Origin of the sequence: Thauera sp. WB-2, from assembly GCF_027594845.1 — a bacterium.
Classification (GTDB): domain Bacteria; phylum Pseudomonadota; class Gammaproteobacteria; order Burkholderiales; family Rhodocyclaceae; genus Thauera; species Thauera mechernichensis.
The window spans coordinates 2,289,912-2,309,448 of sequence record NZ_CP088935.1; the positions used below are offsets into that span (position 1 = coordinate 2,289,912).

Here is a 19,537-nt window from a genome sequence, read left to right on the forward strand (position 1 = left end):
ATCATAGTCATTTCGGGTCGTTTCGGGCTCGCTATACAGCCCGGTCAGTCAATATGGGAGTCAGAAAACAATGAAGAAGGTCACCAAGGCGGTCTTTCCGGTTGCCGGCATGGGCACACGCTTCCTGCCCGCAACCAAGGCCAGCCCCAAGGAGATGCTGCCGATCGTGGACAAGCCCTTGATCCAGTACGCGGTCGAGGAAGCGGTGGCAGCCGGCATCACCGACATGATCTTCATTACCGGGCGTACCAAGCGCTCGATCGAGGATCACTTCGACAAGGCCTACGAGCTCGAGACCGAACTTGAGGCACGCGGCAAGAAGGAACTCCTCGAGATCGTGCGCAAGACGGTGCCGAAAGGGGTCAACTGCATCTACATCCGCCAGTCCGAAGCGCTGGGCCTGGGGCATGCCGTGATGTGCGCCAGCCATGTCGTGAGCGACGAGGCCTTCGCCGTGATCCTGGCCGACGATCTGCTCGACAACAAGAACGATACGCCGGTACTCAAGCAGATGGTTGATGTGTACAACTACCACCGCTGCTCGGTGCTGGGCACCATGAACGTGCCGCGCGAGGAAACCCGCAGCTACGGCATCGTCAGCACGGAGACCCAGAACGGGCAGGTGCAGCGCATGACCGGCATCGTGGAAAAACCAAAGCCCGAAGAAGCACCGACGACGCAGGCGGTGGTGGGGCGCTACATCCTGACCCCGCGCATCTTCGATCACATCCGCGCACTCAAGCCCGGCGCCGGTGGCGAGTACCAGCTGACCGACGCCATCGCCTCGCTGCTCAAGGAAGAAGCCGTGCTGGCCTACCAGTTTAATGGCGTACGCTACGACTGCGGCTCCAAGCTCGGCTATCTGAAGGCCACGATCGAGTTCGGCCTGCGTCACCCGGAGACAGGTGGCGAATTTGCCCAGTACCTGAACGCCCGTTTCGGCGCAGAGTCCGGCGGCAGCAAGAAGAAGTAAGCCGGGCCGCAAGCGCCGTTGTAGGAGCGGCGCCAGTCGCGAGCTTTTCGGGGCTCGCGACTGGCGCCGCTCCTACATAAAGACCCCAAGCCGCGGCGCGGTTGTAACCGCAGGACCCAGCGCCATCAGGGGCCGTAGGAGCGGCCCCTGATGCGAGCGTTCTGAGGCATGCTTGTCTTACGAAACCGGCCCGACCGTTGGCAGCCGGGCCAGTAATCAGGCTTCGGCCGCCTTTGCAGCGCGCTTGCGATCGTTTTCCTTCAGGTGACGCTTGCGCAGGCGGATGTTCTTCGGCGTGATCTCGACCAGTTCGTCGTCGGCGATGAACTCGATCGCGGACTCCAGCGTCAGCGCGATCGGCGTGATCAGGCGCACGGCCTCGTCGGTGCCCGAGGCACGCACGTTGGTGAGTTGCTTGCCCTTGATCGGGTTTACAACGAGGTCGTTGTCGCGCGTGTGGATGCCGATGATCATGCCTTCGTACAGCGCTTCGCCCGGGCTCACGAACATGCGACCGCGGTCCTGCAGATTCCACAGCGCGTAGGCGACCGCATCGCCGTCGTTCTGCGAGATCAGCACGCCATTGCGACGCTCGGCCATCGCGCCGGCCATCGGACCGTAGTCGTCGAACACGTGGCTGGCAAGGCCGGTGCCGCGCGTCATGGTGAGAAATTCGCCCTGGAAGCCGATCAGGCCGCGGGCCGGAATGCGGTATTCGAGACGCACACGACCTTTACCGTCCGGCTGCATGTCCTGCAGTTCGCCGCGGCGGCGGCCGAGTTCTTCCATGACGCCGCCCTGGTGGTCTTCCTCGACGTCCACTGTGAGCATTTCGTACGGCTCGCATTTCACGCCGTCGATTTCCTTGTACACCACGCGCGGGCGGCCAACCGCCAGCTCGTAGCCTTCACGGCGCATGTTCTCGAGCAGGATCGTCAGGTGCAGCTCGCCACGGCCCGACACCTCGAAGACGTCCGAATCGCCGGTGTAATTCACGCGCAATGCGACGTTCTTAAGCAGTTCCTTTTCCAGGCGCTCGCGGATCTGGCGGCTGGTGACGAACTTGCCTTCGCGGCCGGCCAAGGGCGAAGTGTTGACCATGAAGTTCATGGTCAGCGTCGGCTCGTCGACCGCGATCGGCTTCATGCCCTCGAGGCAGTCCGGGTCGCACAGCGTGACACCGATATTGACCTGCTGAATGCCCGCGATCAGCACGATGTCGCCGGCTTCGGCCGATTCGGCAGGGGAGCGCTCCAGGCCCTTGAAGGTCAGAATCTGGCTGACCTTGCCCTTGCCACGGTTCTCGTCGCCGTACATGACCACAACTTCCTGGTTCGGGCGCACGCGGCCACGCTTGATGCGGCCGATGCCGAGCTGCCCCATGTAGGTGGAGTAGTCGAGCGAGCAGACCTGGAGTTGCAGCGGGCCGTCGGCATCGACCTCGGGCGCCGGCACGTGCTGGAGGATGGCCTCGAACAGCGGACGCATGTCCTTGCGCTCGTCACCCTCGTTGATGATCGCGAAGCCGTTCAGGCCCGAAGCGTAGATCACGGGGAAGTCGAGCTGCTCTTCGGTGGCGCCGAGCTTGTCGAAGAGGTCGAAGGTGTGGTTGATGACCCAGTCCGGACGCGCGCCCGGGCGATCGATCTTGTTGATCACGACGATCGGCTTCAGGCCCAGGGCGAGTGCCTTGCGGGTGACGAAACGCGTCTGCGGCATTGGGCCTTCGACCGCATCGACCAGCAGCAGAACGCTGTCGACCATCGACAGCACGCGCTCGACCTCGCCACCGAAGTCGGCGTGACCCGGGGTGTCTACGATGTTGATGTGGGTGTCGCCGTACTGGATGGCACAGTTCTTCGACAGGATCGTGATGCCGCGTTCCTTTTCGATGTCCCCCGAGTCCATGACGCGTTCTGCGACCTGCTGGTTTTCGCGGAAGGTGCCGGACTGGCGCAGGAGCTGGTCGACGAGGGTGGTCTTGCCATGATCGACGTGGGCGATGATGGCGATGTTGCGAATGGCGCGGGACATGGAGGAGGGCGTGCGAAGTCTTTGAAAGGGCGAGGATTCTATCACGTGCTGCGGCGGCGCAGCATGGAATTATCGAGCCTGTCCGGTGACGTGCTAGAATCGCGCGCCCATCACGGAGAAGACCACGAATGCTTGCGATCATCGGCGGCAGCGGACTCACCCAGTTGTCGAACATGGAGATCGAGCGGCGCGAGGTTGTGCGCACCCCGTTTGGCGAGCCTTCGGGCGCGCTCGTCTTTGGCCGCATGTGCAACGAGCCCGTCGTGTTCCTGGCGCGACATGGATACGGCCACACGATTCCTCCGCATCTGGTCAATTACCGCGCCAACATCTGGGCGCTCAAGGATGCGCGGGTAAGCGGCATCGTCTCGGTGGCATCGGTCGGTGGCATCCGGGCCGAACTGGGGCCGGGCACCTTGATGGTGCCCGACCAGATCATCGATTACACCTGGGGTCGCAAGAGCACCTTCTTCGAGGGTGGCGATACCCCGGTGCGCCATATCGACTTCACTCACCCCTACGACCAGGCGCTGCGCCAGCGCCTGCTTGCGGCGATCTCCGCTGCGGGCGAGCACGCGGTCGATGGCGGTGTCTATGCCAGCACCCAGGGGCCGCGGCTGGAGACCGCAGCGGAGATCAACCGGCTCGACCGTGATGGTGCCGACATCGTCGGCATGACCGGCATGCCCGAGGCTGCATTGGCGCGCGAGCTCGATCTCCCCTATGCAGCGATTGGTGTGGTGGTCAATTATGCTGCCGGGCGCTGGTCGAGCGAGGCGGGCATCCACTTTCCCGACATCGAGATCGTGCTGCAGGAATCCATGCTGAGGGTGCGCAACGTACTCGAGTGCTTGTGCAGGGTTTGAGGCCAGGGGCCGGAGCAAATCGCATGAAACGTATCGAAACCGCATTCGAGCATATGCTCTTCACCAGCCGCTGGCTGATGGCGCCGGTCTACCTGGGCCTGGCGATGGCGATGCTGTTGCTGCTGTTCAAGTTCATGAAGGAGCTGTTCGGGCTGTTCGCCGAGATCTGGTCCGCATCGGGGAGCGAGTTGATCATCGGCGTGCTCACCCTGGTGGACGTTGCGCTGATCATGAATCTGCTGATCATCATCATGTTCAGTGGCTACGAGAACTTCGTGTCGAAGATGGAGGACTTGCACTCCCACCGCGACCGGCCGGACTGGATGGGACACATAGGCTTTTCGGACCTGAAGCTCAAGCTGATCGGTTCGATCGTCGCCATCTCGGGGATCGAGTTGCTCAAGGGCTTCATGAATGCCCACAACATGACCGACCGTCAGCTCGCCTGGATGGTGGGCATCCATGTCACCTTCCTGTTCTCCGGCCTGCTCTACGCAGCCATGGATCGCATTGCCGGCAAGGGGCACTGATCTCTGCGGCGGACGCCTGCAGGCTGCTGGGGCCCGGATGGGCGCAAGGAAGAGGCAAGGGGGCGAAAGCCCCCTTGTCACGTCTGCAGGCGGTCCAGGATCTCGCGCTCGATCTTGAGCACGAGCGCGTCCTGGTTCAGGGCCTGGCCAGTGAGCAGGAAGGTGTCTTCGACGCGCTCGCCCAGTGTGGCGATCTTGGCCGTATGCAGGCGGATGCCATGATCGGCAAGCACAGAGGCCACATCGAAGAGTAGGCCGGGGCGGTCGGCCGCGGTCAGTGACAGGACGTGATGCCGCCCGGCTTCGTCGGCGCGGATGCTGACTTCGGGGCTGATCGGGAAGTGCTTGACGTGGCGCGACATGCGCCCACGCGCGGGGCGCTCGGGCGCGCCCTGCTGTTGCAGGCGCACGGCCAGCTCGTGCTCGATCAGGGTCACGATGTCCCGGTAGGACGCTCGTTGCCCCGGGTCCTGGAGCATGAAGCTGTCGAGTGCGAAGCCATGGCGCGTCGTATGTACCTTGGCGTCGAGGATCGAGAACCCCATGCGCCCGAAGAAGCCGGTGAGGCGCACGAAGAGGTCGCGCTGGTCGCGCGTGAAGACCATCACCTGGACGCCATCCTCGTCTTCAGCCACACGCGCCTTGACGACCGGCTCGGGCGAGTCGCTGCGATAGTAAAGCAGACGGGTGTGCCATGCGATCTCCTCGGCAGAGTGGCGCATGAAATACACCGGATCGAGGTGATCCCAGAGCGTGTTTTCCACGCCGGGGCGCAGGCCGTGGTAGCGCAGCAGGCGCCGCGTGTCCTCCAGTCGGTCATCCAGGCCCAGTGCCGCCTGCGGAGTTGCACCGCGCAGCAGGCGCTGGGTGGCGAAGAAAAGATCCTCGAGCAGCTTGCCCTTCCAGCCGTTCCAGACCTTGGGGCTGGTGCCGCGCACGTCGGCATGGGTGAGCAGGTAGAGGGCTGTCAGGCGGCGCTCGTCGCCCACCGTATCTGCAAAGCGCTGAATCACTTCGGGGTCCGAAGTGTCTTCCTTCTGCGCCACACGCGACATGGTGAGGTGGTGCTCGACGAGCCAGACCACGAGTTCGGTGTCCTCGGTCGGCAGTTCGTGCTGGGTGCAGAACTCCCGCGCATCGGCCATGCCAAGCGTCGAATGGTCGCCGCCGCGTCCCTTTGCGATGTCGTGAAAGAGGGCGGCGATATAGAGTAGCCAGTGGCGCTCGAAGCCGATGATGAGCCGGGTCATCAGCGGGTATTCGTGCGCATGTTCGCCCATCGTAAAGCGCCGCATGTTGCGCAACACCATGAGGATGTGCTGATCGACCGTGTAGACATGGAACAGGTCATGCTGCATCTGTCCGACGATACGGCGCCAAGGGACAATGTAGCGCGACAGGATGCCGTATTCGTTCATGCGCCTGAAGCTGCGCACGATGCCGCGCTTCTGTTGCAGGATCTGCAGGAACAGGGCGCGATGCTCGGGACGCGCCCGGAAGGCGGCATTCACACGGTTGCGATTGATCCACAGGGCTCGCAGCGTGCGCGCAGTCATGCCCTTGAGTTCGGAGCGCTGCTGCAGCAACAGGAAGCACTCGAGCAGTGCGGCGGGTTCGCGCTCGAACACATCCTCATGGCGGATGTCGAGCAGTTCGCGCACGACCTGGAAGCGGGGGTTGACCGTGATCGCCGCGCCGCGGTCGGGGAAGATCACGCTGCCGTAGTTCTGCAGCAGTACAGTGTTGAGCTGCATGACCATCTTCGCGGTCACGTAGTAGCGCTGCATCAGAACTTCGGATGCGCGTCGGGTCGCCGTGGGTTCGATGCCGAGGATGCGCGCGAGCTTCTCCTGGTGGTCGAACAGCAGCCGATCCTCGCTGCGCCCGGTCAGCAAGTGCAGACGGATGCGCAGGTGCTGGAGGAAACGCTCGACATTGCGTAGCTCCCCGGCTTCGCTTCCGGTAATCAGGCGCCGCCGCGCGAGATCCCGCCAGCTGCGTCCAAGACCACCGGCGCGCGCGATCCAGCCGAGCATCTGCAGGTCGCGAAGCCCACCGGGACTCTCCTTGCAATTAGGCTCCAGTGCGTACGGCGTTTCATTGAAGCGCGCGTAGCGCTGTTCCTGCTCGAGCAGCTTGGCCTTATAGAAAGTGCGCAGGTCGAGGCCATCGCGGAAGAGGCTGTTGAGCAGTTCGAACAGCCTGCCGTCGCCGGTGAGCAGTCGAGCCTCAAGAAGACTGGTCTGGACGGTGATGTCGTCGGCTGCGGCCACCAGGCACTCGTCGATCGTGCGCACTGAATGGCCGATCTCGAGGCCCATGTCCCACAACGCACTCACGAGGCTGGAGAGCTTGCCCTGCAGTGCCGCATCCGCGGCCTTCGGCAGCAGGATAAGCAGGTCAACGTCGGAGGCCGGAAACAGCTCGCCACGGCCGTAGCCGCCCACTGCAACGACTGCGGCATCGGCAGGCATTGCGCAGTCGTGCCATAGGCGGACGATCTCATCGTCCACGAGCGTGGCTCGCCCCTTGAGCATGTTGCCGGTGTGCGGGCGCGCCTCGTAGGCGGTGCGCAGTGCGGCCATGCCCTCGCTGAGCCGGCGCCTGGCCGCGGCCACGAAGCCCTGCAGTGATTCGGTGAGCGCGTCGTTCATGCGCCTTGTCCGTCTCAGAGTGTCGCAGCGAAACGGTCGGCGACGATGGCGGGCGGAGCGGGCGCCTTGGGCGAAACCGTGAGTACCTCGACGCCGGACTCGGTGACGAGAATCGTGTGCTCCCACTGCGCCGACAGGCTGCGGTCCTTGGTCACGATTGTCCAGCCGTCCGGCAGTTCGGAGATCGCCGCCTTGCCGGCGTTGATCATTGGCTCGATGGTGAAGATCATCCCCGGCTTGAGCTCGGGGCCGGTGCCTGCCTTGCCGTAGTGGAGAACCTGTGGTTCCTCGTGAAACTTGCGGCCGATACCGTGTCCGCAGAACTCGCGCACCACGGAAAAGCCGTTGCCTTCGGCGTGCTTCTGGATGGCTGCACCAATGTCGCCCAGTCGCCCACCCGCTCGCACCGCGGCGATACCCAGCCACATGCACTCATAGGTGATCTGGGTCAGGCGCTTGGCGATGATGCTGGCCTCGCCGCCGACGATGAACATGCGGCTCGTGTCGCCATGGAAGCCATCCTTGATGACGGTGATATCGAGGTTGACGATGTCGCCCTTCTTGAGTGCCTTGTCGCCCGGTACGCCATGGCACACCTGATGGTTGACCGACGTGCAGATCGACTTCGGATAGGGCGAGTAACCCGGGGGCGCATAGTTGAGCGGTGCCGGAACCGTGTTCTGCACGCCGACCATGTAATCGTGGCACAGGCGGTCGAGTTCGGCCGTGGTGACGCCGGGCTTGACGAAGGGTTCGATGTAGTCGAGGACTTCGGCAGCCAGGCGGCACGCCACCCTCATCTGCTCGATCTCTTCCGGTGTTTTGATGACGATGCTCATTATGTTTATGGGTGCGAGTGGCGTGGGAGTTGGGGGAGGGAGGGGTTGAAGGCCCCTGCCAAGGACTGAAGGCTATCGCATGCGCCCCTTGCCGGCAAACCCGGAGTGAATCGCGCCTTGAGTGCTGTGATTCTGACGTGATATTATCGCCGGCTTGTCTGTAGTGACAGGCAAAATCCGCACGTCCTGATGGAAGGGGTCTGCCGGGTCAGCGCTGTGGTGCCAGCACGCCGTTCAAGGGCTGCAGGTACCTGACGGCCTGCCGGTGGCGTTTTTTGCGGCTTGTTCGTTAGCATTTTGCGGCGAGCTTGCGCACCTCAGGGCGGAGGTACAACCCTTTGAAATTTGGAGTTATTCATGTCCGTTACGATGCGTCAGATGCTGGAAGCCGGCGTCCACTTCGGTCACCAGACCCGTTTCTGGAACCCGCGCATGGCCCCCTATATCTTCGGTCAGCGCAACAAGATTCACATCGTCAACCTCGAAAAGACGATGGCCAAGTACAACGAGGCGATGGACTTCGTCCGCAAGCTCGCTGCCAACCGCGGCAACGTTCTGTTTGTCAGCACCAAGCGCCAGGCGCGCGAGATCATCGCCGAAGAGGCGGGTCGTGCCGGCATGCCTTTCGTCGATGAGCGCTGGCTCGGCGGCATGCTGACCAACTTCAAGACGGTCAAGCAGTCGATCAAGCGTCTCAAGGAAGTCGAGGCGATGATGGAAGACGGTTCGGTCGAGCGTCTGTCCAAGCGCGAAGCGCTGACCGTTCGCCGCGAACTCGAGAAGCTGCAGAAGTCGATCGGCGGCATCAAGGACATGGGTGGCCTGCCCGATGCGCTCTTCGTCATTGACGTCGGTTACCACAAGATCGCCATTACCGAAGCACAGAAGCTGGGTATTCCGGTCGTTGCCGTGGTCGATACCAACCACTCGCCGGATGGCGTTGATTACGTGATCCCGGGTAACGACGACTCGTCGCGCGCAATCCGTCTCTACGCTCGTGGCGTGGCCGATGCCGTGCTGCAAGGCCGCAGCCAGGTGCTGCAGGAGATCGTCGATGCGGGCGGCGACGAATTCGTCGAGGTCGAGGAAGAAGGTACGCAGGAACAGGCCTGATCCTCTGCACAGGGGCCGCGAGGCCCCTTTTGCAATCTGGTCTCCGTGGAGCGGCCGCCTGGCCGGGACTCCACCCCATATCTGACACACAACCGAACATTCAGGAGCTAGCATGGCGGAAATCACCGCGAGCATGGTCAAGGAACTGCGCGAGAAGACTGACGCGCCGATGATGGAGTGCAAGAAGGCGCTGACCGAGGCCGGCGGCGACATGGACAAGGCTGAAGAGATCCTGCGCGTCAAGCTCGGCAACAAGGCTTCCAAGGCTGCCGCCCGTATTGCCGCTGAAGGCATCGTCGGCATCAGCATTGCTGCAGACGGCAAGCTCGGCACCATCATCGAAGTCAATTGCGAGACCGACTTCGTGGCCAAGAACGACGACTTCCTCGCGCTGGTGCAGAACTGCGCCGAGCTGGTGTCGGCAAACAATCCGGCCGACGTCGCTGCGCTGTCGGCACTGCCGCTGGGCGAGGGTACGGTCGAGTCGACCCGTACCGCGCTGGTCGGCAAGATCGGCGAGAACATGTCGATCCGCCGCTTCGCTCGCGTCGAAGCCAAGGGGCAGCTGTTCTCCTACATCCACGGTGGCGCCAAGATCGGCGTACTGCTGGACCTCGTCGGCGGTGACGAGCAACTCGGGCGTGACATCGCGATGCATATCGCGGCCTCCAAGCCGAAGTCGCTCGACTCTTCCGGTGTGTCGGCCGAGCTGATCGAAGCCGAGCGCCGCATTGCCATCGAGAAGGGGCGTGAAGCCGGCAAGCCGGAGGCGATGCTCGAGAAGATCGCCGAAGGTACGGTGCAGAAGTTCCTGAAGGAAGTCACCCTGCTCGGCCAGATCTTCGTGAAGGCCGAGGACGGCAAGCAGACGATCGAGCAATTGCTCAAGGCGAAGGGCGCAAGCGTCGCGTCGTTCACCCTCTACATCGTCGGCGAAGGCATCGAGAAGAAAGTGACCGACTTCGCTGCCGAAGTGGCCGAGCAGGCCGCAGCTGCTGCAAAGAAGTAAGAGGGAGATGGATATGTCCGCCGCCTACAAACGGATCCTGCTCAAGCTCTCGGGCGAAGCCCTGATGGGAGATGACGCCTATGGTATCAACGAGGATGTCGTAACCCGCATCGTCTCCGAGATCGCCGAGGTTACACGGCTCGGTGTGCAGGTGGGTGTGGTGATTGGCGGCGGCAACATCTTTCGCGGCATGAAGGGTGCGGCATCCGGCATGGATCGCGCCACGGCCGACTACATGGGCATGCTGGCGACGGTGATGAATGCAATGGCCCTGGCCGATGCGATGCGTCGCATGGACCTCGAGGCTCGCGTGCAATCCGCGCTGCGTATCGACCAGGTCGTCGAGCCTTACATCCGCGGTCGCGCGATCCGCCACCTCGAAGAGGGGCGGGTCGTCATCTTCGCTGCCGGCACCGGCAACCCTTTCTTTACCACCGATACCGCTGCCGCCCTGCGCGGCGCGGAGATCGGCGCCCAGATCGTCCTCAAGGCCACCAAGGTCGATGGCGTCTACACGGCAGACCCCAAGAAGGATCCGAGCGCCCAGCGCTATCATCGCATCAGCTTCGATGAGGCCATCGGCCGCAATCTGGCGGTCCTCGATGCCACGGCGTTCGCGCTGTGCCGTGACCAGAAGCTGCCGATCAACGTGTTCTCGATCTTCAAGCCGGGCGCGCTCAAGCGCGTGGTGATGGGCGAGGACGAAGGAACGCTGGTCCATTCCTGATTACTGGAGAGTGCGCGCATGATTCCTGAACTCAAAAAAACGACCGAGCAGAAAATGCAGAAGTCGGTCGAATCGCTCAAGACCGATCTCGCCAAGGTCCGCACCGGGCGTGCCCACACCGGTCTGCTCGACCATGTCATGGTCGAGTATTACGGCTCGATGGTGCCGGTGAACCAGGTCGCCAACATCACCCTGATCGATGCTCGTACCATCGGCGTACAGACTTGGGAAAAGCCGATGCTGCCCAAGGTCGAAAAGGCGATTCGCGACAGTGATCTCGGTCTCAATCCGTCGAACATGGGCGAGCTCTTGCGCGTGCCCATGCCTGCGCTTACCGAAGAGCGCCGCCGCGACCTCACCAAGGTCGTTCGCCACGAAGGCGAGAATGCGAAGGTCGCCATCCGCAACCTGCGCCGTGACGCGAACCAGCAGCTCAAGGACGCGGTGAAGGACAAGCTCATCTCGGAAGACGACGAGCGTCGCGCCGAGGATGACATCCAGAAACTCACCGACAAATACGTTGCCGAGATCGACAAGCTGCTCGCGCAGAAGGAACAGGAGCTGATGCAGATCTGATCCGGCCCCGGATCGGCAGTTGCCAGCACGGCGGGACAGGAGGCAGGTCATGGTCGGTAGATTGTTCAGGAGCTCCACACGGGAGATTCCGGAAGTTGCATCCGTGCCGCAGCACATTGCGGTGATCATGGACGGCAACGGCAGATGGGCGCGCAAGCGTCTGATGCCGCGCGTAGCGGGGCACAGCCGTGGCGTCGAGGCTTTGCGCGCAGTGACCCGGGGGTGCATCGAGCGTGGCGTCGGCTATCTCACCGTGTTTGCCTTCAGCTCCGAGAACTGGAGGCGTCCGCCAGACGAAGTCTCCTTTCTGATGCAGTTGTTCTTGAAGTCGCTGCGCCGCGAGGTCAAGCGCCTGCACGAGAACGGTATCCGTTTCAGGGTCATCGGCGACCTGTCACGGTTCGACTCGCAGTTGGTGGGCGTGGTGCGTGAGGCCGAGGCGCTCACGGCCGCCAACGACCGTTTCCACCTTACGGTGGCGGCCAACTATGGCGGGCGCTGGGACCTCATGAACGCCATGTCGCGTTTGATCGCCAACAACCCTGGGCGTGACGGGGACTTCAGCGAGGATGAGCTCGCAGCCGAGTTGTCGATGAGCTTCGCACCAGAACCCGATCTGTTCATCCGCACCGGTGGCGAGAAGCGGATCAGTAACTTCATGCTGTGGCAGCTCGCTTACACCGAGCTGTATTTCACCGATACGCTCTGGCCCGATTTCGATGAGGCTGCGCTCGACATGGCGATCGACTCCTACCAGGGGCGGGAGCGCCGTTTCGGGCGTACCAGCGAGCAGCTCAAGCAAAGCGCTGCCGAACTGCAGGAACCCAATGCTTAAGGATCGCGTCGTCACCGCCTTGTTGCTGCTTGCCGGCCTGCTGGGCGCAGTATTCCTGCTGCCGGCGATCGCCTGGCTTGCCCTGTGCGCGGCGCTATGCGGCCTGGCAGCATGGGAGTGGGGCGGGCTCGCCCGCTTCGATCGGCCCTTGCGCATGTCCACGGCGGTGGTATTCGCGGTGTCCTGCCTGATGCTCGGCTACCTGACCGGGCTCGGTAGCGGCACGCTTGCTGGCACTCCGCTGCTGCTGCCGTTGTATGCGATCAGCGCCTTGTTCTGGATGTTCGTCGTACCGATGTGGTTGCTGCGCAAGTGGCCGCTGGACAAACCGATGCTTGCGTCACTCGTGGGCTTCATCGTCCTCATCCCGACCGCGCTGGCGCTCGCCCACCTGCGCGTCGTCGGGCCGTGGGTCTTGCTTGGTACGATGGCTGTGGTCTGGGTCGCCGACATTGCCGCCTATTTCACCGGACGCACGCTCGGACGAAACAAGCTTGCCCCAACGATCAGCCCGGGCAAGACCTGGGAGGGCGCGATGGGTGCCGTGGCTGCCGTCCTGCTCTATGGCATCGGCGTCCTGGTCTGGCTCGGCGCAGGCCAGGCGGGCGGTGCGCTGGTGATCGGCCTGGCGTTGGTGACCTGGACGGCGCTCAGCATCATCGGCGATCTGTTCGAATCGCTGCTCAAGCGGCAGGCGGGGCTCAAGGACAGCGGCAGCATCCTTCCCGGGCACGGCGGCATCCTTGACCGGATCGACAGCCTCACGTCCACGCTGCCGATCGTGGCGCTCGTTTTCGTCCTGTTGTCACACTGAGGCCCCGCAGCGGCTTTGCCGCTCATGCTCCTCAGGGCCGCATTTCTCGAGGCTGAACACGCAATGCAGCGCATCACCATTCTTGGGGCGACCGGATCGATCGGCCAGAGCACCCTGGACGTTGTTGGGCGCCACCCCGACCGCTTCGAGGTGTTCGCACTCACGGCGCATCGCCAGGACGACAAGCTGGTCGAGCCCTGCCTGCGCTTTCGCCCCCGCCATGCCGTCGTAGGGAGTCCGGAAGCCGCCCAACGCCTGGCTGCTGCATTACGGGCGCGGGGCTGTCCAACAGAGGTGCTTCATGGCGAGGCTGCCCTTGAGGGCGTCGCTTCAGCTGCTGATGTCGATATGGTGATGGCGGCCATTGTTGGCGCGGCCGGGCTGAAGCCGACGCTGGCTGCTGCGCGGGCCGGCAAGAAGGTGCTGCTCGCCAACAAGGAGGCGCTGGTACTGTCCGGTGCGATCTTCATGCGCGCAGTAGCCGACAGCGGAGCGCAGTTGCTGCCGATCGACAGCGAGCACAACGCCGTGTTTCAGGCGCTGCCGCAGGGTTATGCCCGGGAGCCGTCGCCGGCTGGGGTGCGGCGCATTCTCCTGACTGCATCTGGCGGTCCGTTTCGCGAGACGCCGCTGGCCAACCTCGAGGCAGTGACGCCAGAGCAGGCGTGTGCGCATCCGAACTGGGTGATGGGCCGCAAGATCTCCGTCGATTCAGCCAGCATGATGAACAAGGGGCTCGAGGTCATCGAGGCCCATTGGCTGTTTGGCGTGCCTGCCGACATGATCGAGGTGGTCGTGCATCGCCAGAGCGTTATCCACTCGATGGTGGAGTACGCGGATGGGTCGGTGCTCGCTCAGCTTGGCAATCCTGACATGCGCACCCCGATCGCGCACGCGATGGCCTGGCCCGAGCGCATCGAGGCTGGCGTCAGGCCACTCGACCTGTTCGAGATTGCGCGGCTCGATTTCGAACGGCCGGACTTTGCGCGCTTTCCATGCCTGCGTCTCGCTTTCGACGCGCTGCGCGAGGGAGGCGCCGCAGCCGCGGTGCTCAACGCCGCCAACGAGGAGGCTGTCGCGGCCTTCCTGGATCATCGTATCGGCTTTCTCGATATCGCCCGCGTTATCGAGCGCTGCCTGGAACGCAGTGCCGGCCTTGCGGTCGATTGCCTGGAGGCTGTTTTCGCAGCCGATGCGTGCGCTCGGGAATGGGCGCATGCCGAGATCCGCAACCGAACCCCTGGCCGATGAACCTTCTAGACTACCTCCTTCCATTTGCGCTTGCGCTGGGTGTGCTCATCCTCGTGCACGAGCTGGGCCACTACCTCGTTGCACGTTGGTGTGGCGTCAAGGTGCTGCGCTTCTCGATCGGCTTCGGCAAGCCTCTGATCGTTCGCCGTGCGGGTCGCGATGGCACCGAATGGGCTCTTGCCGCCTTTCCATTGGGCGGCTACGTCAAGATGCTCGACGAGCGCGAAGCTGCGGTCGCGCCGGAAGAGCTGCATCGCACCTTCAACCGGCAATCGGTCTACCGCCGCTTCGCAATCGTTGCCGCCGGCCCCCTGGCCAACTTCCTGCTTGCGATCGTGCTCTATTGGGGCCTTTTTGTCGCTGGCACGGACGAACTGCGGGCGCGCGTCGCACTATCTGAAACGCCGCAGGTTGCCGAGGCGGCGGGTGTGCGTGACGGCGACCTGGTGTTGGCGGTGGACGAACAGTCGGTGCGCAGCTGGCAGGACCTGCGCTGGATCCTGCTGCAACATACGCTCGATCAGCGCGAGGTCGTGCTGCGCGTACGTACGCTCGAAGATGTGGAGGCGTTCCGCAGGCTCGATCTTGCGGGAGTGCGCATTGACGATGACAGTGGCGATCTGATCGCACGACTTGGACTCAAACCCTGGCGTCCGCAGATTCCCGCAGTCATCGGGCGTCTGGTTGAAGGCGGGGCTGCCGCGCGCGCGGGCCTGCAGTCCGGGGACGAAGTGACTGCGATAGACGGTGTCGCCATAACGTCGTGGAGTGATCTCGTGCAGATCGTCCGAGACGGTGCGGGGCGTGAGTTGCGCTTCGACCTTCGCCGCGACGCCGCGGCGTTCTCGGTAGTGGTGACGCCCGATGAGGCGAACGAGGGGGGGGCGCGGGTGGGACGCATCGGTGTCGGTGTTGCCGACCCGGCACCTGGCGGGTTGTCGATGTTTGCCGAGGTGCGCTACGGCCCGCTCGAGGCAATGGCCAAGGCGGTGCGCCAGACCTGGGAAACCAGTGTGCTGAGCTTGCGCATGATCGGGCGCATGTTCACCGGTGAGGTGTCGTGGAAGAACCTCTCCGGCCCGGTCACGATCGCCGATTACGCAGGCCAGACTGCGCAACTTGGACTGAGCCATTACCTCAAGTTCGTGGCCCTGATCAGCATCAGTCTCGGGGTACTCAACCTGCTCCCCATCCCCGTTCTGGACGGGGGGCACTTGATGTACTATACGGTCGAAATCATCAAGGGCGGACCCATTCCAGAACGTGTCATGGAGATCGGTCAACAGATCGGTCTGGCTTTGCTCGTGATGCTGATGGCATTCGCCTTCTTCAACGACATCAATCGTCTCATTTCCGGCTGAACCTCCTGCATGAAACGCAAGCTCCTGCCCGGGCTCGTCATGGCCCTCCTTGCCGCTGCCCCGGCGTTTGCATTCGATCCCTTCGTGGTCAAGGACATCCGTGTCGAGGGTATCCAGCGCACCGAAGCTGGCACCGTCTTCAATTATCTTCCGGTGCGTGTCGGCGACACCTTTACCGAGTCACAGGCGGCTGACGCGATCCGCGCATTGTTCGCAACCGGTTTCTTCAGCGACGTACGCATCGAGACCGAAGGCGAGGTCATCGTGGTGGTCGTTGATGAGCGACCGGCGATCGCCGACATCACCTTCGACGGCGTCAAGGAGTTCGACAAGGATGCGCTCAAGAAGGGGCTTCGCGAGGTCGGTCTCGCCGAGTCCCGGATTTTCGATCGTGCTTTGCTCGAACGTGCCGAACAAGAACTCAAGCGTCAGTATCTGTCGCGCGGCAAGTATGCGGCCACGGTGAAGACGACGGTCACGCCGCTCGAGCGTAATCGGGTGGGGATCAACTTTGCCGTCGAGGAAGGCGGTGTCGCCAAGATCCGCCAGATCAATATCGTGGGTGCCAATGCCTTCCGCACCAAGGACCTAATCAGCCAGATGCAGCTCACCACACCGGGCTGGTTGACGTGGTACACCAAGAATGATCAGTACTCCCGTCAGAAACTGTCGGCTGACCTGGAGAGCCTGCGCTCCTATTACCTGAACCAGGGCTATCTCGATTTCAACATCGACTCGACCCAGGTATCGATCACGCCGGACAAACAGGACATCTACATCACCATCAACATCACCGAGGGCGAGAAGTACACCGTCACCGGCGTACGTTTCACCGGTGATCTCGTCCTGCCTGAATCGGAATACCTCGCGCTGACGCGTATCCGTCCGGGCGAGACCTTCTCCCGCGAACGCCTCACCGAGACTACCAAGGCCATCACGGACCGACTCGGCAACGAGGGTTATGCCTTCGCCAACGTGAACGCTGCCCCCGAAGTGGACAAGGAAAAGCGTGAAGTCGAGTTCACGGTTTTCGTCGATCCGGGACGCAGGGTCTATGTCCGTCGGATCAACATCGGCGGCAACACCAAGACGCGCGACGAGGTAGTGCGCCGAGAGATGCGCCAGATGGAAGGCGGTTGGTACGATGCCTCGGCCATCAATCGCTCGCGGACCCGCATCGATCGCCTGGGCTTCTTCGACGAAGTGACCGTGGAGACACCTGCGGTGGCGGGTACCACCGACCAGGTCGACGCCAACTTCACCGTCAAGGAAAGACCGACCGGCAACCTGATGCTCGGCGCTGGCTTCTCCAGTGCCGAGAACATCGTTCTGTCGGCGTCGATTTCCCAGCAGAACCTGTTCGGCAGCGGCAACGCGCTGACCTTTGGCCTGAACACCAGCAAGTCGAGCCGCACACTCGCGTTGTCGTTCACCAACCCCTATTTCACCCCCGATGGCGTGAGCCTGGGCTGGGATGTCTATCACCGCACCTACGACGCCGATGAGCTCGACTCGGTGTCGCCCTACAAGACCGTGTCCACAGGTGCCGGCATTCGCCTGGGATGGCCGATTGCCGAGGATGACCAGGTCAACTTCGGCCTGACCGCCGACCAGACCGAGATTACGACGTACCCGCAGAGTCCCAAGCTCTATAAGGACTTCTGCAAGGACTACGGCGGTTGCAACAATACCGACGGCACCGGTACGGTGACCGTGCGCAGCCTGCTGGCGACGGTCGGCTGGTCGCGCGACAGCCGCGACAGCTTCATCTATCCGCGTTCTGGCAGCTATCAGCGCCTGTACGGTGAAGCAACGGTTCCTGTTGGCGATCTGCGCTATGGCAAGCTGGGCTACCAGTACCAGCACTGGTTCCCGATCGGACGTGACTATGCTCTGATGCTCAACGCGGACGTCGGTTACGCGAAGGGCTTTGGTGGCAAGGATGTGCCGTTCTACAAGAATTACTACGTCGGCGGCATCGGCTCGGTACGCGGCTTCGATCAGGGCTCGATCGGTCCGAAGTTCCGCGACACAGACGGTGACGTAACCTCGACCGGCGGTACCCGCAAGGTGGTAGGCAACGCCGAGTTCTTCTTCCCCATGCCGGGCTCGGGTCAGGATCGTTCCTTCCGTATCTCAGCCTTCTTCGATGCCGGCTACGTGTGGGGTGAGGACGAGCGGCCGCTGGGCAGTGACAACTTCGTCAACCAGAAGGTTCGCTTCAGTGACCTGCGCTACAGTACCGGCCTGGCGTTCTCCTGGAGTTCGCCGATCGGCCCCCTCAAGTTCAGTTTCGGTCACCCGCTCAAGAAGCAGGATAACGACGAGATCCAGCGGTTCCAGTTCCAACTTGGCAGTGTCTTCTGACGCGCCGGCATAAGAGAGTTTCCCGGAGGCACATGTGAGATTCATCCCCCTTTCCCTGATCGCTGCAGCGTTGCTTGGGGCGTCCCAGGCTGCAATCGCCGAATCCAAGATCGGCTTTGTCAACTCGGATCGCCTGATGCGCGAGGCGGCTCCCGCCGTCCGCGCTCAGCAACGCCTCGAGAAGGAATTCGAGAAGCGTGACCAGGAGCTCCAGCGCCTGGCCCGCGACCTGCAATCGATGCAGGAAGACCTCGAGCGTAACGCGCCCACGATGAGCGAGAACGACCGCCGCAACAAGGAGCGTACGTTCAACGAGTTGAACCGCGACTTCCAGCGCAAGCAGCGCGAGTTCCGCGAGGATCTCAACCAGCGGCGTAACGAAGAACTGGCATCGGTGCTCGACCAAGCCAACCGCACGGTCAAGCAGATTGCCGAGAGCGAGAAGTACGACATCATCCTTCAGGAGGCGGTCTACGCCAGCCCGCGCATCGACATTACCGACAAGGTCATCAAGGCCCTGTCAGCCGCGAAGTAAGCCCACTGACAGGATGTTCCAGCTTCAGGAAATCGTCGATCGCCTCGGGGGTGATCTGCTGGGCGAACCGGCACTTGCGGTTGCACGCGTTGCCACGCTCGAGCAGGCCGGGGAGGGTGACCTGGCTTTTCTCGCCAACCGCAAGTACGTCGCGCAAGCCAGGGCCTGTGCGGCGTCGGCACTTATCGTCAGCCCCGATGCCGTCGAGCAGATGAGTGGTCGCAGCCTCATCGTCACCCCCGACCCTTACCTCTACTTTGCACGCGTCGCCCAACTGTTCAGTCCGCCTCCGGCGGTGCAGCCGGGCGTTCATCGCCTCGCTGCAGTCGCCTGTGCGGTGCCCGACAGCGTTCAGGTAGGGCCCGGCGCGTCGATTGAAGAGGGGGTCGAGCTCGGCGAAGACGTCGTGATCGGACCAAACTGTCATGTCGGGCGCGGCTCCCGGATCGGGCGGGGAACCCGCCTGGTCGCGAATGTCACCATCTACCACGATTGCGTGATCGGTGAGGATTGCATCCTGCATGCCGGCGTGGTGATCGGCGCCGACGGGTTCGGCTTTGCCCGCGAACGTTCGGGTGCGTGGGTCAAGATTCCTCAGGTTGGACGCGTACTCATTGGCAACGACGTGGAGATCGGTGCCAACACCACGATCGACCGAGGGGCGCTCGACGATACGGTTATCGGCGATGGCGTCAAGCTCGACAACCTGATCCAGATCGCACACAACGTACGCATCGGCGATCACACGATCATGGCGGGTTGCGCCGGTGTTGCAGGAAGTGCCCAGATCGGCGCACGCTGCATGATCGGTGGCCAGGCCGGCATTTCGGGGCATCTGAACATCGCCGATGACGTTGTGGTCTCCGCCTGGACTCTGGTTGCCAAGTCGATTCCCAAGGCGGGGGTGTACACCAGCAACCTGCCTCTTCAGACGCACGGCGACTGGGTCAGGAACTTCTCGCATCTACGTCATCTCGACGCGCTCGCCAAACGAGTGCGCCATCTCGAACAACAGAACAACGACGGTCCCAAGGACCGCGACCCAGGCTGAGC

The 19,537-nt window shown here is 62.9% G+C and carries 17 protein-coding genes; 14 read left to right on the forward strand and 3 right to left on the reverse strand.

Going from position 1 to position 19,537, the window contains the following annotated elements:
- The first annotated feature begins 70 nt into the window (after positions 1-70).
- Positions 71-973, forward strand: a complete 903-nt coding sequence (gene galU / locus LQF09_RS10490; protein WP_002932414.1) for a UTP--glucose-1-phosphate uridylyltransferase GalU — start codon at positions 71-73, stop codon at positions 971-973.
- Between the two features lie 216 nt (positions 974-1,189).
- On the opposite strand, the gene typA is transcribed toward galU, so the two are convergent.
- Positions 1,190-3,007, reverse strand: coding sequence for a translational GTPase TypA (gene typA / locus LQF09_RS10495; protein ID WP_270067924.1), 1,818 nt, complete (start codon positions 3,005-3,007; stop codon positions 1,190-1,192).
- A 128-nt stretch (positions 3,008-3,135) separates the two neighbouring features.
- Here typA and LQF09_RS10500 point away from each other — a divergent pair, with 128 nt between their 5' ends.
- Positions 3,136-3,873: an S-methyl-5'-thioinosine phosphorylase gene (locus LQF09_RS10500; RefSeq protein WP_270067925.1), complete on the forward strand. Its 738-nt coding sequence runs from the start codon at positions 3,136-3,138 to the stop codon at positions 3,871-3,873.
- A gap of 23 nt (positions 3,874-3,896) precedes the next feature.
- Positions 3,897-4,403, forward strand: a complete 507-nt coding sequence (locus tag LQF09_RS10505) for a TIGR00645 family protein (protein ID WP_270067926.1) — start codon at positions 3,897-3,899, stop codon at positions 4,401-4,403.
- 77 nt (positions 4,404-4,480) lie between these two features.
- Here LQF09_RS10505 and LQF09_RS10510 read toward each other — a convergent pair whose 3' ends face one another.
- Together LQF09_RS10510 and map are read right to left on the reverse strand one after the other, a co-directional pair.
- Entirely contained in the window at positions 4,481-7,057 is a 2,577-nt protein-coding gene (locus LQF09_RS10510) for a [protein-PII] uridylyltransferase (protein WP_270067927.1), read from the reverse strand.
- 14 nt (positions 7,058-7,071) lie between these two features.
- Positions 7,072-7,896, reverse strand: a complete 825-nt coding sequence (gene map, locus LQF09_RS10515) for a type I methionyl aminopeptidase (protein ID WP_002929154.1) — start codon at positions 7,894-7,896, stop codon at positions 7,072-7,074.
- A gap of 357 nt (positions 7,897-8,253) precedes the next feature.
- Here map and rpsB point away from each other — a divergent pair, with 357 nt between their 5' ends.
- The 11 genes from rpsB to lpxD all read left to right on the forward strand — a co-directional run bounded on the left by rpsB (position 8,254) and on the right by lpxD (position 19,535).
- Positions 8,254-9,009 (forward strand): 30S ribosomal protein S2, encoded by a 756-nt coding sequence (rpsB, locus tag LQF09_RS10520; protein WP_002929152.1) that lies wholly within the window; start codon positions 8,254-8,256, stop codon positions 9,007-9,009.
- A gap of 112 nt (positions 9,010-9,121) precedes the next feature.
- Complete coding sequence (tsf, locus tag LQF09_RS10525; RefSeq protein WP_002929150.1) at positions 9,122-10,018, forward strand: translation elongation factor Ts; 897 nt, start codon at positions 9,122-9,124, stop codon at positions 10,016-10,018.
- Positions 10,019-10,031: 13 nt separating this feature from the next.
- On the forward strand, positions 10,032-10,745 hold the full coding sequence (gene pyrH / locus LQF09_RS10530) for a UMP kinase (protein WP_002929149.1): 714 nt from the start codon (positions 10,032-10,034) through the stop codon (positions 10,743-10,745).
- 18 nt (positions 10,746-10,763) lie between these two features.
- Positions 10,764-11,321: a ribosome recycling factor gene (frr, locus tag LQF09_RS10535; protein WP_002929142.1), complete on the forward strand. Its 558-nt coding sequence runs from the start codon at positions 10,764-10,766 to the stop codon at positions 11,319-11,321.
- A gap of 49 nt (positions 11,322-11,370) precedes the next feature.
- Positions 11,371-12,156, forward strand: a complete 786-nt coding sequence (uppS, locus tag LQF09_RS10540; RefSeq protein WP_051018567.1) for a polyprenyl diphosphate synthase — start codon at positions 11,371-11,373, stop codon at positions 12,154-12,156.
- Positions 12,149-12,970, forward strand: a complete 822-nt coding sequence (locus LQF09_RS10545; RefSeq protein WP_002929138.1) for a phosphatidate cytidylyltransferase — start codon at positions 12,149-12,151, stop codon at positions 12,968-12,970. The genes uppS and LQF09_RS10545 overlap by 8 nt, the downstream gene beginning before the upstream one ends.
- A 24-nt stretch (positions 12,971-12,994) precedes the next feature.
- A complete protein-coding gene (gene ispC, locus LQF09_RS10550; protein WP_002937407.1) occupies positions 12,995-14,221 on the forward strand; it encodes a 1-deoxy-D-xylulose-5-phosphate reductoisomerase in 1,227 nt (408 codons plus the stop codon).
- Positions 14,218-15,582, forward strand: coding sequence for an RIP metalloprotease RseP (gene rseP, locus LQF09_RS10555; RefSeq protein ID WP_002929133.1), 1,365 nt, complete (start codon positions 14,218-14,220; stop codon positions 15,580-15,582). Before ispC ends, rseP begins: the two co-directional genes overlap by 4 nt.
- A 9-nt stretch (positions 15,583-15,591) precedes the next feature.
- Complete coding sequence (bamA, locus tag LQF09_RS10560; protein WP_002929132.1) at positions 15,592-17,949, forward strand: outer membrane protein assembly factor BamA; 2,358 nt, start codon at positions 15,592-15,594, stop codon at positions 17,947-17,949.
- Positions 17,950-17,983: 34 nt separating this feature from the next.
- On the forward strand, positions 17,984-18,484 hold the full coding sequence (locus LQF09_RS10565; RefSeq protein WP_002929130.1) for an OmpH family outer membrane protein: 501 nt from the start codon (positions 17,984-17,986) through the stop codon (positions 18,482-18,484).
- Between the two features lie 13 nt (positions 18,485-18,497).
- Positions 18,498-19,535, forward strand: coding sequence for a UDP-3-O-(3-hydroxymyristoyl)glucosamine N-acyltransferase (lpxD, locus tag LQF09_RS10570; protein ID WP_002929128.1), 1,038 nt, complete (start codon positions 18,498-18,500; stop codon positions 19,533-19,535).
- Positions 19,536-19,537: the final 2 nt, after the last annotated feature.